Source organism: Asaia siamensis, assembly GCF_014635085.1.
Classification (GTDB): Bacteria; Pseudomonadota; Alphaproteobacteria; order Acetobacterales; family Acetobacteraceae; genus Asaia; species Asaia siamensis.
Genome location: NZ_BMCH01000001.1, coordinates 159,648 through 175,698 on the forward strand (window position 1 = coordinate 159,648; position 16,051 = coordinate 175,698).

The window sequence follows — 16,051 nt, forward strand, 5'->3', positions numbered from 1 at the left end:
CGCTCTGCGGGGAGAGGCAGCATTTATGGTGGCGACCCGTGCAGACAGGAATGACAGGCGGCGTGGCGGGCGCATTCCCGCCATTCTAGAGTTGTTCCCCGACCAGAAGGTCGAGAGTTTTCGTTGGCATCGCCATGATTATCCCGCGCCGATTGCCTGCTGGAATTATCACCCGGAATACGAACTGCACCTGATCACGCATGGTGCGGGTCGTGTCATGATTGGTGATCATATCGGCCCTTTTGAGGCGCGACAGCTTGTTCTCGTCGGGCCGGATCTGCCCCATGCCTGGTTCAGCCCGCTCGGTGAGGGAGAGGTGATGGCAGGCCGTGATGTCGTGCTGCAATTCAGCCAAAGCTGGATTGACGGTCTGATCGGTCTTTGTCCGGAGCTGGCCGGGCTATCGCAGATGCTGGCAGAGTCCCGTCACGGTCTCGAGTTTTCGGGCGAGCAGGCATTGCGCTGTGGCGCCAGGCTGGAAGAGCTGGGGGAAAGAACTGGCGGCGCACGTCTTGCTGGAGCGATTGCCCTTCTGGCTGATCTCACGCGCTGTTCGTGGCGCCGTCTTGCCACGCGGCATGATCCGGAGACGCCGGAAACGACAAAGGGAGGGCAGATCGCGCGTCTGGTGCGTCAACTGCTTGCGGCAGATCCGGCGGAGATCCGCCACGAAAGGATTGCCGCGTCGCTCGGCATGACCGCATCGACCTTCTCGCGCCAGTTCCGTGCACTCACTGGCGAGAGTTTCATGGGCTTTCTTCAGAGGCTGCGCATCGGTCACGCCTGCCATCTGCTGACAACCACCCCTCTGGCCGTGACGGATATCTGTCGCGCCTCCGGGTTTGGCAATCTCTCCAATTTCAATCGCGCATTTCTCAGCCTGCGCGGTTGCACGCCCCGTCAGTTTCGTCAGCAGGCCCGGCAGATCGCGATGGCTGAAACGCGTGCTGCTGTCGTCCCATCAGAAGGTTTGGTTCTCTCATGACCCGTCTTTCCGAACGCTTTTCCCTTTCCGGTAAAACTGCCGTCATTACCGGTGCCTCTCGCGGCCTGGGCGTCACGCTATGTGATGTCCTGAGCCAAGCCGGGGCGGATATCGTGGCTGTCGCTCGCGATGAAGCCCTGCTGGCCGAGACACAGGCGATCGTCACTGAAAACGGGCGCCGCTGTCTTTCCATCGCTGCCGATCTGCTCGACGCCAGCGCTGCTCACAGGGTGAAAGTGCGCATCGAGTCCGCATTCGGCACGCCCACTATTCTTGTCAATAATGCAGGGATGAGCATCCCCAAAACCCTGCTCGATCAAAGCGTCGAGGAGTGGGATTCCATATTTGCCCTCAATCTGCGGGCCCCATGGCTGATGGCGCGCGCCCTGGCACCGGGCATGATCGAGGCGAGGGGCGGCAAGATCATCAATATCAGTTCGATGGCCAGTTCTGTCGCCCTGACGGAGCATGGTCCCTATGTCGCCTCGAAAGCCGGATTGAACGGGCTCACCAAGGTGATGACGGCAGAATGGGGGCCCCATAACATTCAGGCCAATGCCGTCTGCCCTACGATTGTCTGGACCCCCATGGGCGAGCGCGTCTGGGGTGTTGGCGACAAGCTGACCCGTTTTCTGGAGAAAATTCCTTCGGGTCGCGTCGCAACCCCCGAAGAAATTGCCGATCTCGTGCTCTATCTCGCCTCTCCTGCCTCCGGAATGGTGAACGGGCAGGAGATCTTTGTCGACGGGGGCTACACAGCGCTCTGAGACGACAGATCGCGCGCCGTTGTTGGGCGCTCTTTTCCTGCACAAGTCGTGAGACCGCCGATGACGCCCTCATCGGCGAGATCGGCGGTCAGACGCATCGACAGGGCGATGAGAGCGCCTTGATCAGGATTTCTTCGAAGGCAGGAAAGTCGCAAGCATTTCCTTCGCCGATCCCCGGATCACATCGAGCAGTTCCGGCTCGTTGCGCAAGGATGAGAGAAAAGCCTTTGCCTGTTGCAGGGTGATGTGCGGCGGGAGGGGCGGCACATCGGGGTCGGTGCGTGCTTCCAGAATCACCGGGCGATCGGCGCTGAGCGCTTGTTCCCACGCCGCGCCAATCTGGTCAGGGTGGTCGACCAGAATACCCTTCAGATCGAGCAGTTCGGCATATTTATGATAGGGGAAGTCCGGGATGGATTGCGTGGCAGTCGTCTTGCCTTCACCGAGCTGAACGCGCTCTTCCCAGGTCACCTGATTCAGATCCCGGTTGTTCAGAACCAGCACAATCAGCTTCGGATTATCCCATTGCTTCCAGTATTTGGAGATGGTGATCATCACGTTCAGCCCGTTCATCTGCATCGCCCCATCACCCATGCAGGCGATGACGGTACGCTCGGGAAAGGCCATCTTGGCAGCAACGGCGTAAGGCGTCCCTGCACCGAGTGAGGCAAGCCCACCCGAGAGCGAGGCCTTCATGCCGCGACGGATTTTCAGATCGCGGGCAAACCAGTTGGCGACCGAGCCTGAGTCAGCGGTAATGATCGCATTGTCTGGCAGGCGCGGTGACAGTTCCCAGAAAACGCGTTGCGGGTTGACCGGGTTGGCGTCGGTCATGGCACGGGCTTCGAGCACCTTCCACCAGGTTGCGACTTCCTTTTCGATCTGCTCACGCCAGCTGCGGTCTTCCTTGCGCTTGAGCAGCGGGATGAGCGCGCGCAGGGTCGCGGCACTATCGCCCTGAAGACAGAGCTCCATCGGATAACGCAGCGACAGATTGGCAGTGTTGATATCGATCTGGACGCCACGCGCCTGACCGGGGTCGGGCAGGAATTCGCTGTAGGGGTAGGCGGAGCCGACCATCAGGAAGGTATCGCATTCCTTCATCAGATCCCATGAGGGCTTTGTGCCGAGCAGACCGAGCGATCCTGTGACATAGGGCAGCTCGTCAGGCACGGCGGCCTTCCCCAGCAGGGCCTTGGCGATGCCGGCGCCAAGCAGATCGGCAATGGCGATCAGCTCATCCGTTGCATCCAGCGCGCCTGCACCGGCGAGAATGGCAACCTTCTTGCCGGAATTGAGGATATCCGCCGCAGCCTGAAGCCCATGGGCTTCAGGCACCGGACTGATGATGGTCTCGCCGATGCCGGTATGGGTAAAGCCATGGGCGACCGGGCCATCCTTGTAGGGAAGTTCCTGCAGATCGTTCGGCACGATGACAACCGTCGGCGCGCGCTTGTCTCTGGCAATACGCACGGCACGGTCGACGGCATGGCGCATCTGGGAAGGCTCGGTGACGGTCACGATATACTCCGACCCGACATCCTTGCAGAGCGATTGCAGATCGACTTCCTGCTGGTAGTTCGAGCCGAGACAGCTGCGCGCCTGCTGACCCATGATCGCAACCACGCCCATATGGTCGAGCTTGGCGTCATAAAGCCCGTTGAGAAGATGAATGGCGCCCGGGCCGGAGGTGGCGAAGCAAAGCCCGACCTGACCCGTGAATTTGGCATGGGCCGATGCCATGAAGGCGGCCATCTCTTCATGGCGCACCTGCACATATTCCATGCGCCCACTATCGATCTCGCGCTGAAGCGCCACGTCAATGCCACCGGCCCCGTCGCCGGGGTAGCCATAGGCCCGTTTCAGCCCCCATTCCTGAAGGCGTTTCCACATGAATTCACTGACATTCATGGACATGGCGTCGATGCTCCGGTGGGTGGCTTTGTGCTTCAGCAACGTCGCGTCAACCGGATCTGTTCAGTCCATTCCCCGATAAAATTATTTTATGTTCATAAATCAGAATGATTATTTCATAGTTTGTCGAGGTTTTTCAGTGGCTGATGCGACGGTTCCCACAAGGAGAAGCTCTTCACATTAACGTGAATGCCATAATTCCCGAAAAAAGCCCCGTCTGGCTCGTTCTGTTGGTGTTGGCATCTGGCCTGCATTTTTCAGCCCCGGAGTTTCTCGATGTCCATGACGGCAAAGCGGCGTTTGCACGATATCTATCAGCTCACCGATTTCGAAAAAGCCGTGAAGCGCTATTTGCCCAAGGCGGTATATGAATATGTACGCAACGGTGCCGGGGCCGAACTCAGCCTGCGGCGCAACAGGGCGATCTTCCAGCGTTATCTCTGGCGTCCCTATCGCCTGCGCGACGTCTCATCCCTGAATACGAAAATCACCCTCTTCGGCGAGGAATATGCCCAGCCTTTCGGTCTGGCTCCGACAGGGGGCGCAGCCATGACGCGCTACGATGCCGACCGCATCGAGGCCGCTGCCGCACGGCGGCATAATCTGTTCTATGCACTCTCGGCCAATTCGCTGACACCACTTGAAGAGATTATCCGTATCAACCCGCGCACCTGGTTTGCGGCCTATCTGCCGAGCGATCTCGGCGTGATCGATGGCATGATCGACCGCGTGCAGAAGGCCGGATATCCCGTATTGCTGATTACCTGCGATGTGCCGGTTCCGGCGCAGCGCATTGCCGAGACGCGTGCAGGCTATTCCATGCCCATACGTCCCAACCTGAGGGCGACGATCGGTGGCATTCTCAACCCGGGCTGGACATTCGGCACGCTGGGGCGAACCATTCTGCGCGACCGCAATCCGAAAATCGTGAATATCAGGCCGCAGGGCGGGCCGGGTCTTTTCTCGAACGAGATCGCAGCAGTCGGTGGCTCGCCCCATTTCACCTGGGATCATATCCGCCATATCCGCAGACGCTGGAAAGGCAAGCTGATCCTCAAGGGTATCCTGCGCCCCGAGGATGCCGAGGAAGCGGCAAGGATCGGTGTCGATGGCATTGGCATTTCCGATCATGGGGCCCGTCTGCTCGATTCAACCGTCTCTCCGCTCGAGGTGCTGCCCGAAATCAGGAAAGCGGCACGGGATATGAGTGTCGTGATCGATAGCGGCTTTCGTTGTGGTGGCGACGTGCTCAAGGCCATGGCGCTCGGGGCCGATGCCGTCATGCTCGGGCGGCCTTTCCTTCAGGCCTGTGCGCTGGCGGGTAGCGCCGGGCTCGACAAGGCCGTTTCCATTCTCAGCACCGAAATCAATCGTGACCTCGCCCTGCTTGGCGTGACAGATCTGGCATCGCTCGATGCATCCCTGCTCAGGGATCTGGGGACGATGTCATTTGCAGAGCGAGCCCCCGAGACCACCTGACAGGAGCGAACCTGACCGAAGAGAGGCGATTTTACCGCTCTCCTCTCGGAAGCACGGAAAGCTTGTGTCATGATCGAACGAATAATGCCCATCTGCAGAGGAAAGTCAGGCTGATGAATGCGACCGAACGGGGAATACGAGAGCAGTTTTCGTTCTGGAGGGCGCTGACCAGACCGCAATCCAGCCCGCAGACAGGGCAGATGCACGCCATTATCGGTTGTGGCACCTCCGTTCATATTGCCGACAGCATTGCCTGTGCCCTGAACGAGGCGGGTTTTCTGGCGCGCGCTGTTCCGGGGAATGAATGGACACGTCGTGCCTCATCCTACGTGCCTTCAGGTACGAAAACGCAGCTTGTGGCGCTTTCCCGCAGTGGGGAATCAACCGAGACGGTTGCCGCTGCCGCAGCGGGGCTTGAGGCCGGTCACGAGGTTCTGGGCGTTACCTGCGCTGCCGGCAGTGCATTGACGAAAATGTCTTCTGAAGTGTTCGAGGCGGAGACCCACCCCGAGGAAGGCATTGTGATGACGGCATCGGCCAGTCTGATGCTGCTGGCGGGGCTTCGCTATGCCGGTCGCAAGATCGGTCCGGCCAGTATTGCTGCGGCCGAGGCCCTGCTTGAAGAGGCGGATACGCATCTCGTTGCCCTTTTGCGTGGGCGTTCGCATTTCGTGTTTCTGGGCGGTGGCGCGCTCTACGGTGTCGCTCGTGAGGGCGCACTGAAAATGCAGGAAATGAGCCTCAGTCAGAGCGAGGCCCATCATCCACTCGAATATCGCCATGGCCCCATCAGCCTGATCGACGAGCGGTCATTCGTCGTCATGCTCTATCATCCTGACACGCGTGAGGAAGAGGCCCTTGTGGCGCGCGATGTGATGGAGAAAGGCGCTGTCGTGCTGGGGCTCGGCGGTCCCGGCACAATCTCGCTGGCTGTCGAGGGCGATCACGGAGCAGAGCCTCTGATCTGTCTGCCTGTGTTGCAATTGCTTGGCGAGTATGTGGCACGCGCTCATGGGCTGGACACACTCGCCCCGCGCCATCTCACGAAAGTCGTGACGCTCAAGGGCTGAGCGGAAACTCTCGCAGCGGGGGCGGGTTGGAGGGGATCGAAAAATCGTCTTTCCCTTTCTGGAGCAGCGTGATGCGTCCCCCTGTCGCCTATGATGACTCACTCGAAAAGCTGCGTTCCGACGAAGAGGCTGTGAAGGCGGGGCTCAGGAAGAGCTTCCGCAAGATCATTACCGCAACAAGGCGCGATCTCGGCCATGCCTCCCGAGGGGTTCACGCGAAAAGCCATGCCCTGCTTGAAGGCACGCTTCATGTCAGGTCGGGTCTGCCGCCCGAACTCGCCCAGGGGCTTTTTGCCAGACCAGGCTCATACCGCATCACGGCCCGGCTTTCGGCCATTCCAGGCGACCCGCTGCGCGACGATGTTTCAGGGCCACGCGGGTTTGCGCTCAAGATCCATGACGTGCCCGGCGATCTGCTTGACGATACGCAGGGTGTTGCGGTGCAAGATTTCCTGTTTGCCAATGGTCCGGCCTTCGGGGCCCCCCATGCAGGGGTGTTTCTGAAAATGCTGCGTCTGCTCGCTCTGACGACCGACAGGGCAGAAGGGGCTAAGGCGCTGCTTTCGCGTGTCCTGCGGTTTGTGCAGGACGGCCTTGCGCGCTTTGCCCGACGTAGCGCGGCGCTGGATGCGCTGGGCGGTTTTGCGCCGACGCATCCTCTTGGCGATCGCTTTCACTCCCAGGCGCCCTCGCGCTACGGCGATTACGTCGCGAAATTTGACATTGTTCCGGAGTCGGAAAGTTTCCGTCGTCTGACAGGGCGTCGCATCGATATTGATCATGACCCGATCGCGATACGGCGCGCTGTGGGGCGTGTTCTGGCTCAGGAGGGAGGAAGCATGAGCCTGCGCGTGCAGCTGTGTCGCGATCTTGCGACCCAGCCCATCGAGAATGCCCAGCTTGCCTGGAGTGAGGAGACAAGCCCGTTCCAATGCGTGGCCAGTCTCGATTTCCCGCCGCAGAAAAGCTGGAGTGAGGAGAGGTCACAGCAAGTCGATGACAGCCTGTCTTTTTCCCCTTGGCATGGTCTGGTGGCGCATCGGCCCCTCGGAAACATCATGCGTGCCCGCCGTGTCGCCTATCCATTTTCCGCGACGTTACGTGCTGGATTGAATGGCTGCCCTATGCGCCTTCTGCCAGAGAAGAACCGTCTTTAAAAGATGCAGGGGTTGCTCCGGCATTTTGTGCCGGGTAGCCCCGCTGCATCCCGCCACATAGAAGGGCGTGGCAAAGAATTAGAAAAGTAACCGTCAATCATGACAAAACATTTCATCCCTGAAGACTGGGAAATTGCTCTGCGGTCATAAATTGTCATATGATTGACTTATGTGCTCGTTTATAGCAGCGCGCAGTTAATTCACATCAGAGTTTTGTCTAACCTATGCGCGTGCGCCATTTCACGACCATGCTGCTGCTTTGCGGCACCGCGATCCCTGCTTCGGCCTTCGCTGCCAGCCAGTCGGACGACATCGCCGCCCTGCGTCGTGAAATGCTGGAAATGCGCGCGCAGATGCAGGGGCAGATTACCGATCTCAGGCACGAACTGGCGAAAGAGCGCGCCTTGCGCCGCAAATCGGAGCTGGCACAGGCGCAGCCCGCCCATGAGGCGACAGAGGGCGCAGCAGGCAGAACGCATGCGCCCCGTCATGCTGCCCCCACACCGGTCCATGCAACGCGTAGCGAGCCTGCAACCGCTGTGGCAAGCACCCGATCGGCACCCGGAGGAAAGCCTGCGACTGACGTGACAACGGTTCAGCCGCATACGGTGCCCTCGACATCGGGACCGGTGCAGTTGGTGTCGGCCTCGGTCAGGGACGCAGGCAAGCCGTCGAACCCGCAAGTTGCCTATGACACTCATCTCATCCCGCCGCCTGATCATGGCCTGAACATGTCTCTGGCCGATTTTCGTCGCGCCTCACGTACGGCCGAGACGGTTGATATTGGCGGGATCAGGATCGGCTTTCCGGCCGGACGTCCGACCATCGCGTCAAGTGACGGGCTCTATGCCTTCTCGGTCGGTCTCGTCATGCATCTCGATCTTGGCGGGTTTCCGTCTTCGGGTGGCGCGGCACAGGGGCAGACGGGTCGTTTCCCGAAAATGAACGAGAATGCCCGTCGCCTGCGTCTGCCGCTGACATGGCGTTATGGCAATCTTCTGGCCAATCTCACCCCGGAATGGGGCCGTACGGTTGATGGAACGGCAGGGCTGTATGAGGCGAATATCGTCTATAGCGGCATCCATAATTCGCAATTCACTGTCGGCTATTATCAGCCGCGCGTGACCATGCAGGACTCGGAATCCTCCAACGGCTTCATCCTGATGGAGCGCGCATCGATTTCAGAAGTCGTGCGTCAGATCGCTGCGGGCGATACGAGGCTGAGTGTGGGAGGGCGCACGCATCAGAAACGCTGGTATCTGGGGGCTTATCTGACCGGCCAGACCTATGGCGACCGGACAGCCGACCCGACTGTCTCGGACAGCCAGATGGGCGGGCTTCTGCGCGTTGCCGGGCGGCCTGTCGCGACGGAGAATGTGGATCTGCATCTGGGCATCTCCTCCACAATGTCCTTCAAGCGTAACCAGACCGCGCAGGGGCGTGTGCTGTCGATCAGCGACCGTCCTGAAATCCGCCTGACCAATGAGCGTCTTGTGTCGAGTGGCACGATTGCCGATGTCGGCAAGGTCTGGGCTGTCGGGCCGGAAATAGCCCTGCGTTACGACAAGGCGGTGATTCAGGCCGAATATTATCATATCGGAGTAGACCGGAATGCCGACGCCCGCAGTAAAGGCCCGGCACCTAATCTCGGGTTCGATGGTTACTATGTCGCTGGCAGCTATACGCTGTTCGGCCAGCCACGCCGCTACAGCCCCAAGGATGCGGCGTTTTCCGCGCCAGCGCCAAAGGAAGATGTCGATTTCTGGAACAACCAGTGGGGTGCGCTCGAGCTGGTCGGACGCTGGAGCGTCATGGATTTCAACAGCGATATCATCAAGGATATGCCGGCCTCTGCCACGGGAGGCGTACGCGGGGGCGTGCAGACCGTTTGGGCGGGCGGGTTGAACTGGTACATCAACCGCCATTTCCGCATTCAGCTGCAATACAGCCATATCAACGCCACGCGTTCGCAGACGGTAGGCAGCGTCAATACCAAGGGCCGTTCGATTGATGCACTGGGCAGCCGTATTCAGGCTGCCTTCTGAGCCGGGGCATCGCGGAATTGATCCCGCGATGCAGTTCTAGCGCGTGGCGAGACTTGCTGCGATCTTGTCAGCCAGCTGCTCGAAAAGCTTCTGAAGCAGTGCCGCCTTGGCGGCATCGTCCGTCACGCTCCCCTGCACGCTGACGGAAGCGCGGCCCTGACGCGGCGGGCTGGTTTCGTCGCGGGGCAATTCGGTCCAAGAAGCGATCAGTGTGGCCTGACCTTGCTGAAGCAGGTCCATACGCTCGATGGTGATCCCAAGGCGTGACTCGGGCGTGTCGAGCGGCGGATAGGCCGTGACCATGCGTTGGGGCCAATCCTGCGACAGTCGTGCCACGATCAGATCGGTCGCGGATTGCGACAGGCGGCTCGCCCAGCGTCCATTGCTGCTGCGAACGAGACGACTGCCATCACGCACCAGGATATCCTGCGTATCGAGATAATCGGGCATCGACACACGCGGCACGTAGGTGACCGGCGCGTTTCTGGGGGCGAGCGTGATGTCGCTCGCAGTCGGGGCGATTGTGTAGAACTGGACCGGTGCCGAGGCGCAGCCCGAGAGCAGACCCAGAGCGAGCACGAAGAGAAGGGGGCGCGGGCTCATTGGCGGCGTCCTGTCAGCAGAAGTTGCGGATTGCGCTCGACGTCATTGGCAAAACCGCGCAGCGCGGCGGCGGCGGCGGCGATATCGCGCAGGCTCGACTCCAGATTGGTGCGGTCGATCGAGCGCGGAGACGTCATGCCCTGAAGATTCGCCATGGTCTTGTTGGCGTTGGCCATGGTGTCACGGCTGGTCTGGAGCAGGGTGTGCAGCTCCTGACCGCGCGCCGAAAGCTGATCGCTGCCGGTGGAGGCCAGACGATCGACACTCTGCAGCGTGTGCAGCAATTGCGGTTGAAGGGCCACGATCATGTCGTGGGCGGCATCGACCGTGGCGCGGCTGTGGTCTGATGTCTGCTGCACGCTGTCGACAAGTGCCGGCAGGCGCTGGTCGAGCGTATCGGCAAGGTGATGAATGACCGCAAGCGTGGCAGCAGCATCATCGCTGATCTGGCGCAGTGGCAGATGGGTCAGCGTATTGGTGATGGCCTGAATTGACGACTGACGCGTCGGAATCTCGATTTCGTTGGTCAGATTGGGATGAAGCACGGCCGGCGTTCCGGGAGAGACATCGAGATCGATCTGGGATGTGCCGGTCACGAAGCTCTTCAGATTCATTTCACCGCGCAATCCGTGCGCGACCAGATCGCGCAGATCGGGCAGGTGGCCATGTTTTTCGCCAGCGACCAGAATATCGTCACGGCGTACGGTCACATAGACCGGAATATAGGCCTCGCGTGTCTTGGGGTCGTATTCGATGGCGATGCGATCCACGGCCCCGACCTGAACCCCGCGGAAATTGACAGGGGCGCCGACCGAAAGCCCGTTTGTAGAGCCGCGGAAAATCAGCACGGCCCGATCTGTATGGGTGAAGGGGTGAAAATTACCGAAAAAGACGAAGGCGCCGACCATGAGCGTCAGCCCCCCCAGAACGAACGCACCGACAAGCGCCTGTCTGTTCATGATGCAGTTCCTTCTTCGTTTCGTTGTCTGTTCATGAAGGCATGAACCTGAGGGTCGGTGCAGTGATCGCGCAACTCGCGCGGCGAGCCAGAGGCGATGGGGCGCTTGGTGATGGCATCGAGAAAAATACCATCATCGGCAATGGTGAACAGGCTGGGCAATTCATGGCTGACAATCACAATGGTCGCACCGAGCCCATCGCGCAGATTGAGAATGAGGTCATCCAGCCTTGCAGAGGTAATGGGGTCGAGTCCTGCGGAAGGCTCATCGAAAAACAGGATATCCGGGTCGAGTGCCAGCGCGCGCGCGAGGCCGGCGCGCTTGCGCATGCCACCGCTGATTTCAGACGGGGTAAGGTCGATCGCATCCAGAAGCCCGACAAGCGCCAGCTTGAGTTCGACCAGTCGCCTGATGGCGCGCGGGCCGAGATTGGTGAACATCTGCAGTGGCAGGGCGACATTCTCGCCAACGGTCATTGAACTCCACAGCGCGCCGCTCTGGAACAGCACGCCAAAACGATGATTGAGTTCGGTGCGCTGTGCATCGGTGCCTGCCCAGTAATCCTGGGTGCCGACATGAAAACTGCCTGTTCTGGGGCGCAGCAGGCCGATCATGCTTTTGAGCAGGGTCGATTTGCCGCAGCCCGACCCGCCCATGACGGCGAAGATACTGCCACGTTTGACAGAAAGCGAGATGTCGGACTGGATCACTTTTGGCCCGAAAGCCAGAGTGACATCCTGCATGGTCATGATGGAATCCTGCGCCATGGCTCAGATCCCCACGCTATTGGCAATAATGGCAAACAGGGCGTCGAGTGCAATCACACCCACGATGCCGATCACGACGGCGTGGGTGGCGGCAATGCCGACATCAGCGGCAGAGCGCCCTGCCTTGAGGCCGATGCGGCAGCTGGTCAGTCCGATGAAGGCGCCAAAAACGATGCTCTTGATGAAGCCGAAGATGAACTGGCCGATACCGAAGGCAATGATGGTCTGATGAAAATAGCCCAGGCTCGTGATGTCGAGCATCGAGATGGCCACGATATAGCCGCCCAGCATGCCAATCAGACAGCCATAGAGATAGAGAAACGGCATGGTGAACACGAGCGACAAAACGGCAGGCAGAATGAGATAGGACGAGACCGATATGCCGAAAACCTTCAAGGCGTCGATTTCCTCATTGCCTTGCATGGTCGAGATGCGGGCGGCATAGGCCCCACCTGTGCGGCCCGCCATGATGATGGCGGTCATGACCGCAGCCATCTCACGCACCGTGGCAATGCCGACAAGGCTTGCCACATAGATGCCTGCGGCAAATTTCTGCAATTGTACCGCGCCGACGAAAGCCAGAATGGCCCCGACCAGAAAATTCACGACCCCGACAATCACGAGGGCGGACGGCCCGGCATTGTAGAGATCGCTCAGCAGATCGCTGCGTCTGAGGCCGGCCTTGCCGAAAAGCGAGCGATAGGCGGCCAGGCAGGTACGGCCGGCGAGCCCCGCCACGATGCCGATCTCTGCAAGGATGGCGATGGATCTGATGCCCACCCTTTCGAGAAAGGGAAGTTTTTTGCTGCGTGTCGGCAGAGCCGGGGCTGCCCTGTCTGGCAGGAGGTTGAGCAATTGCTGCATCGGATGCGGCAATGAGCCGATATCGAAGACCTTGCCTGACTCGTCGCAGGCGCGTCTGACATCCCACAGGAAGGCAATCAGCCCCGTGTCCCAGTTGGACACATTCCGCGTATCGCAGGTGAGCGAGGCGCCGACGCTGGCGATATCACCGGAGAACTGGGGAAGTGTCGCGTCATGGCTCAGCCATGATCCGGACAGGACAAGGCAGGAAACGCCTTTGCTGGCATCCATACGCCAGTCCGGCGGCGTGTCAGAGGCCGCGGCGCCATGAGAAGCTGGGATCTCTGTCAGGACCATGAAGGAGGCTTTGCGTGCGATGCGGTCATGTTCGTGTATTCTGATCGCATGCGCAGGGTCTGGCAAGAATGAGCCCCCTCGACAGGGGGTATTCACGCAAGCTTTGATCGCAACAGCTCGGAATGTCGTCCAGATCGAGCCCGGTTGCAGTCAATGATGCCAGTCTGTTTGCCTCGCTCCAGGTCAGGAGGCGCGCGAGTTAGTGTGTCTCGAGATAGAACTCGACTGGCACAGTCAGGGTAAGCGTGGCTCCCTCGATCGTATCGGGTGGCTCGGGCAAGGGCTCGGCGCGGCGGATGAGAGCCAGTGTCTCCTCATCGAGAAGCGTGTAGCCCGTGGGGCGCACGATAGAGGCGGCCAAAACATGGCCCTTGCGGTCCATGGTAAAGCGCAGCATCGGCGTACCTTCCTGATGCTCGGCCTGTGCCTGGGGCGGGTAGCGCTTGAACCGCTCCAGACGCGCCAGAAGCTTGCCTTGCCAGCTTTCCTTGGCCTGAGAGGCCTCGCGCGACGACGGAGCTCCCTTGGCATTGGTGGCCGAAACCGTCGAGAGCGGCGCATCCGAAGGCGGGGGTGCCGTGTCGGCAGTCGACTGGGTAGGGATTGGCGGCGGCAGATGCTTTGGCATAGGCGGTGAGGGAGCCACCTTGCGATGCACTGGCACGACCTTGATCTTTTGTGGAACCGGTACGGGCGGCAGAGGTGCCGGGGAAGGCGGGGCCATCACCTCAGGTGGTTTCTCCGGTGCCGGGGGCTCGGGGGTCGCCATCTGCGGGGGGCCGGGCGGGCGTTCCTGCGGTGGGGCAGGCACACTGGCGGGTTCAGGCGCGAGATCGATCGCAATGGCCGCGGGTGGTGGCGAGTAAGGGGGTGGAGAACTTGACGGGACCATTGCCACCAGACCCAGCGCCAGCCCTGCCACCAGCGCGACGGTGGCAGCCGAATAGCCTCCGCAGCGACGGCGCAATGCGGCCTCGCGTTGCAGATGCATCTGATAGGCCTGCCGGAACGGCATGATGGCTGCGTGCCCTGAGGCGGTCAGGGCAGGGGAAGCGGCAGGGCTTGCAGGCAGGGAGGGACGCAGATCGCGAGCCGTCACGGTTCGTCACCCTCCTCCTGGCCTTGCAGATTGACCAGTGCGACCTTGAGGAAACCGGATTTACGCAGGAGATCCATGGCCTTCATGAGCGTCTCGTAATCGACGGTCTTGTCTGCGCGCAGGAAGATGCGCTCATCCTTATGGCCGTTGGTGAGAGCCATGAGTCTGGCGGGCAGCGCGTCATTGCTGACATCGTCTTCACCCAAGGCAAGGCTGTGATCGGCCTTGACGGTGACGAAGATCGGGTTGGCCGGGCGCGGGGCGGGCTTCTGCGTGGAAGAAGGCAGATCGACCGGCACGTTCACGGTGCTGAGGGGCGCCGTCACCATGAAAATGACCAGCAGTACGAGCATGACGTCAATCAGAGGCGTGACGTTCAGCTCATGGGCATCGAGTGCGGTGTCATCCGCATGGCGCATACGCAGGGCCATGATCAGCGACCGGCCTGCTCGGCGCGCGGCGTGGCAAAGCGCAGCACCTGTGCGCCGTGGCTCTGCACATGAAGCCGGCTCAGATCGCGGGAGACAAGGCGCAGGATGAGCGCGGTAAGGTCACCCACCTGGGCCTTGCAGCCAAGGCACTGGCGGGAGAGATAATTATAGATGACGACGGCCGGAATGGCTGCGACGAGTCCGAGCGCTGTCGCCAGAAGGGCCTCGGCGATGCCCGGAGCCACCACGGCAAGGCTCGTGGCCTTGGTGGCCGCAATGCCGGTGAAGGAGGTCATGATGCCCCAGACTGTGCCGAACAGACCGATGAACGGTGCCGTCGCACCAATCGTGGCCAGAATGCCCGTGCCGCGCATGAGGCGTCGGCCCTCGGCAGATTCCAGACGTTCGAGATGCAGCATGATGCGCTCTTTCAGACCCTCGCGGTCTTCGAGCACATCGGCAGAGCGCGTCCACTCATTCGACGCTGCGCTCAGCAGCGCCTTGGCAATGCCGATATCGGGGCAGAGCGTATGGGCGGCTTCAAGCGATGAGGCGTCTTCGAGCGTGATTTCGGTTCTGGTAAGCGCAGCTCTGACGCGGATCATCTCGACAACCTTGGCCGCAAAAACCGCCCAGCTGACCACGCAGGCCGCAATCAGCAGCAGCATCACACAGCGCACGACAAGACCGGCACCGAGAAACATCTCCCACGGCGTGAACGGAAGTGAGGCGAGATCGCCGACGGGCGTAGCCATGGGGCTCTCCTGTTTTTTCTGGTGCCGCAACCCGCCTGCGGGCGCTTTCAGTTCTTGTTACCGGGTGTAACCGTGCGGTCCTGATGTGTTAATCAGATTCATTCTCAATTACAAGAACTCGATTCCGAAGGAGAGCGCCCATGCTGGTTCATATTCCCAACGTCCTGACCGCAGACGAACTGCGCTATTGCCGTGAGACGCTCGAACGGGCGGCATGGCTTGATGGCAAGGTGACAGCGGGCCAGCAATCGGCAAAGGCGAAGAACAACCTGCAGGTGCCGCAGGATTCGGCGGAGTCTCGCGAACTGGGTGAAATTGTCCTGCGTGCGCTGGGTCGTAACCCGACCTTCAATAGTGCGGCCCTGCCGCTGCGCGTTTTCCCGCCGCTTTTCAACCGCTATGACATCGGCATGAAGTTCGGCGCTCATGTCGACAATGCGATCCGTCCTATCCCGGATAGCGGTTTTCGTATTCGCACCGATGTTTCCTCGACGCTCTTCATCACCGGTCCGGATGAATATGATGGCGGTGAACTGGTCATTCAGGACACGTATGGCGAGCAGCGCGTCAAGCTGCCTGCAGGCGACATGGTCGTCTATCCCTCGACCAGCCTGCACAGTGTAAGCGAGGTGACACGAGGCAGCCGCTGGGCGTCGTTCTTCTGGAGCCAGTCCATGGTGCGTGACGACACGAAGCGCGCGCTGCTTTATGATTTCGATCGCTCGATCATCGAAACACGCAAGACTCTGCCTGACGATCATCCCGGCGTTCTGGGGCTGACCTCGACCTATCATAACCTGCTGCGTCAATGGGCCGAGCTGTAAGGCCAAAGATTCATCCATTCCAGGCTGGCATCGCG

At 60.5% G+C, this 16,051-nt stretch carries 15 protein-coding genes; 7 read left to right on the forward strand and 8 right to left on the reverse strand.

From position 1 onward, the window contains the following. The first annotated feature begins 25 nt into the window (after positions 1–25). Positions 26–985: an AraC family transcriptional regulator gene (locus IEV53_RS00685; RefSeq protein ID WP_188424605.1), complete on the forward strand. Its 960-nt coding sequence runs from the start codon at positions 26–28 to the stop codon at positions 983–985. Beyond that, positions 982–1,752: an SDR family NAD(P)-dependent oxidoreductase gene (locus IEV53_RS00690; RefSeq protein WP_188424607.1), complete on the forward strand. Its 771-nt coding sequence runs from the start codon at positions 982–984 to the stop codon at positions 1,750–1,752. Before IEV53_RS00685 ends, IEV53_RS00690 begins: the two co-directional genes overlap by 4 nt. Before the next feature lie 123 nt (positions 1,753–1,875). Here the strand turns inward: IEV53_RS00690 and IEV53_RS00695 are convergent, their stop codons facing one another. After that, on the reverse strand, positions 1,876–3,663 hold the full coding sequence (locus tag IEV53_RS00695) for a thiamine pyrophosphate-requiring protein (protein ID WP_188425358.1): 1,788 nt from the start codon (positions 3,661–3,663) through the stop codon (positions 1,876–1,878). 279 nt (positions 3,664–3,942) lie between these two features. Here IEV53_RS00695 and IEV53_RS00700 point away from each other — a divergent pair, with 279 nt between their 5' ends. The 4 genes from IEV53_RS00700 (at position 3,943) to IEV53_RS00715 (ending at position 9,417) form a co-directional block, all read left to right on the forward strand. After that, entirely contained in the window at positions 3,943–5,145 is a 1,203-nt protein-coding gene (locus tag IEV53_RS00700) for an alpha-hydroxy acid oxidase (RefSeq protein WP_188424609.1), read from the forward strand. A gap of 113 nt (positions 5,146–5,258) precedes the next feature. After that, positions 5,259–6,215: an SIS domain-containing protein gene (locus IEV53_RS00705; RefSeq protein ID WP_188424611.1), complete on the forward strand. Its 957-nt coding sequence runs from the start codon at positions 5,259–5,261 to the stop codon at positions 6,213–6,215. 71 nt (positions 6,216–6,286) lie between these two features. Continuing rightward, positions 6,287–7,372 (forward strand): catalase family protein, encoded by a 1,086-nt coding sequence (locus IEV53_RS00710; RefSeq protein ID WP_188424613.1) that lies wholly within the window; start codon positions 6,287–6,289, stop codon positions 7,370–7,372. Between the two features lie 224 nt (positions 7,373–7,596). Further along, positions 7,597–9,417, forward strand: coding sequence for a porin (locus tag IEV53_RS00715; protein ID WP_188424615.1), 1,821 nt, complete (start codon positions 7,597–7,599; stop codon positions 9,415–9,417). Between the two features lie 36 nt (positions 9,418–9,453). On the opposite strand, the gene IEV53_RS00720 is transcribed toward IEV53_RS00715, so the two are convergent. The 7 genes from IEV53_RS00720 to exbB all read right to left on the reverse strand — a co-directional run bounded on the left by IEV53_RS00720 (position 9,454) and on the right by exbB (position 15,192). Next, positions 9,454–10,020, reverse strand: a complete 567-nt coding sequence (locus IEV53_RS00720) for a PqiC family protein (RefSeq protein WP_188424617.1) — start codon at positions 10,018–10,020, stop codon at positions 9,454–9,456. Beyond that, the gene (locus tag IEV53_RS00725; RefSeq protein ID WP_188424619.1) at positions 10,017–10,979 is read right to left on the reverse strand and encodes an MlaD family protein; all 963 of its coding nucleotides are present in this window, start codon (positions 10,977–10,979) and stop codon (positions 10,017–10,019) included. The genes IEV53_RS00720 and IEV53_RS00725 overlap by 4 nt, the downstream gene beginning before the upstream one ends. After that, the gene (locus IEV53_RS00730; protein ID WP_188424628.1) at positions 10,976–11,746 is read right to left on the reverse strand and encodes an ABC transporter ATP-binding protein; all 771 of its coding nucleotides are present in this window, start codon (positions 11,744–11,746) and stop codon (positions 10,976–10,978) included. Before IEV53_RS00730 ends, IEV53_RS00725 begins: the two co-directional genes overlap by 4 nt. Positions 11,747–11,749: 3 nt before the next feature. Then, a complete protein-coding gene (locus IEV53_RS00735) occupies positions 11,750–12,907 on the reverse strand; it encodes an MlaE family ABC transporter permease (RefSeq protein ID WP_229719459.1) in 1,158 nt (385 codons plus the stop codon). A 199-nt stretch (positions 12,908–13,106) separates the two neighbouring features. Further along, entirely contained in the window at positions 13,107–14,006 is a 900-nt protein-coding gene (locus IEV53_RS00740) for an energy transducer TonB family protein (protein WP_229719460.1), read from the reverse strand. Continuing rightward, a complete protein-coding gene (gene exbD, locus IEV53_RS00745; protein ID WP_188424630.1) occupies positions 14,003–14,437 on the reverse strand; it encodes a TonB system transport protein ExbD in 435 nt (144 codons plus the stop codon). The genes IEV53_RS00740 and exbD overlap by 4 nt, the downstream gene beginning before the upstream one ends. A gap of 2 nt (positions 14,438–14,439) precedes the next feature. Continuing rightward, positions 14,440–15,192, reverse strand: coding sequence for a tonB-system energizer ExbB (gene exbB, locus IEV53_RS00750; protein ID WP_229719461.1), 753 nt, complete (start codon positions 15,190–15,192; stop codon positions 14,440–14,442). A 140-nt stretch (positions 15,193–15,332) separates the two neighbouring features. Here exbB and IEV53_RS00755 point away from each other — a divergent pair, with 140 nt between their 5' ends. Continuing rightward, positions 15,333–16,016: a Fe2+-dependent dioxygenase gene (locus tag IEV53_RS00755; RefSeq protein WP_188424632.1), complete on the forward strand. Its 684-nt coding sequence runs from the start codon at positions 15,333–15,335 to the stop codon at positions 16,014–16,016. Positions 16,017–16,051: the final 35 nt, after the last annotated feature.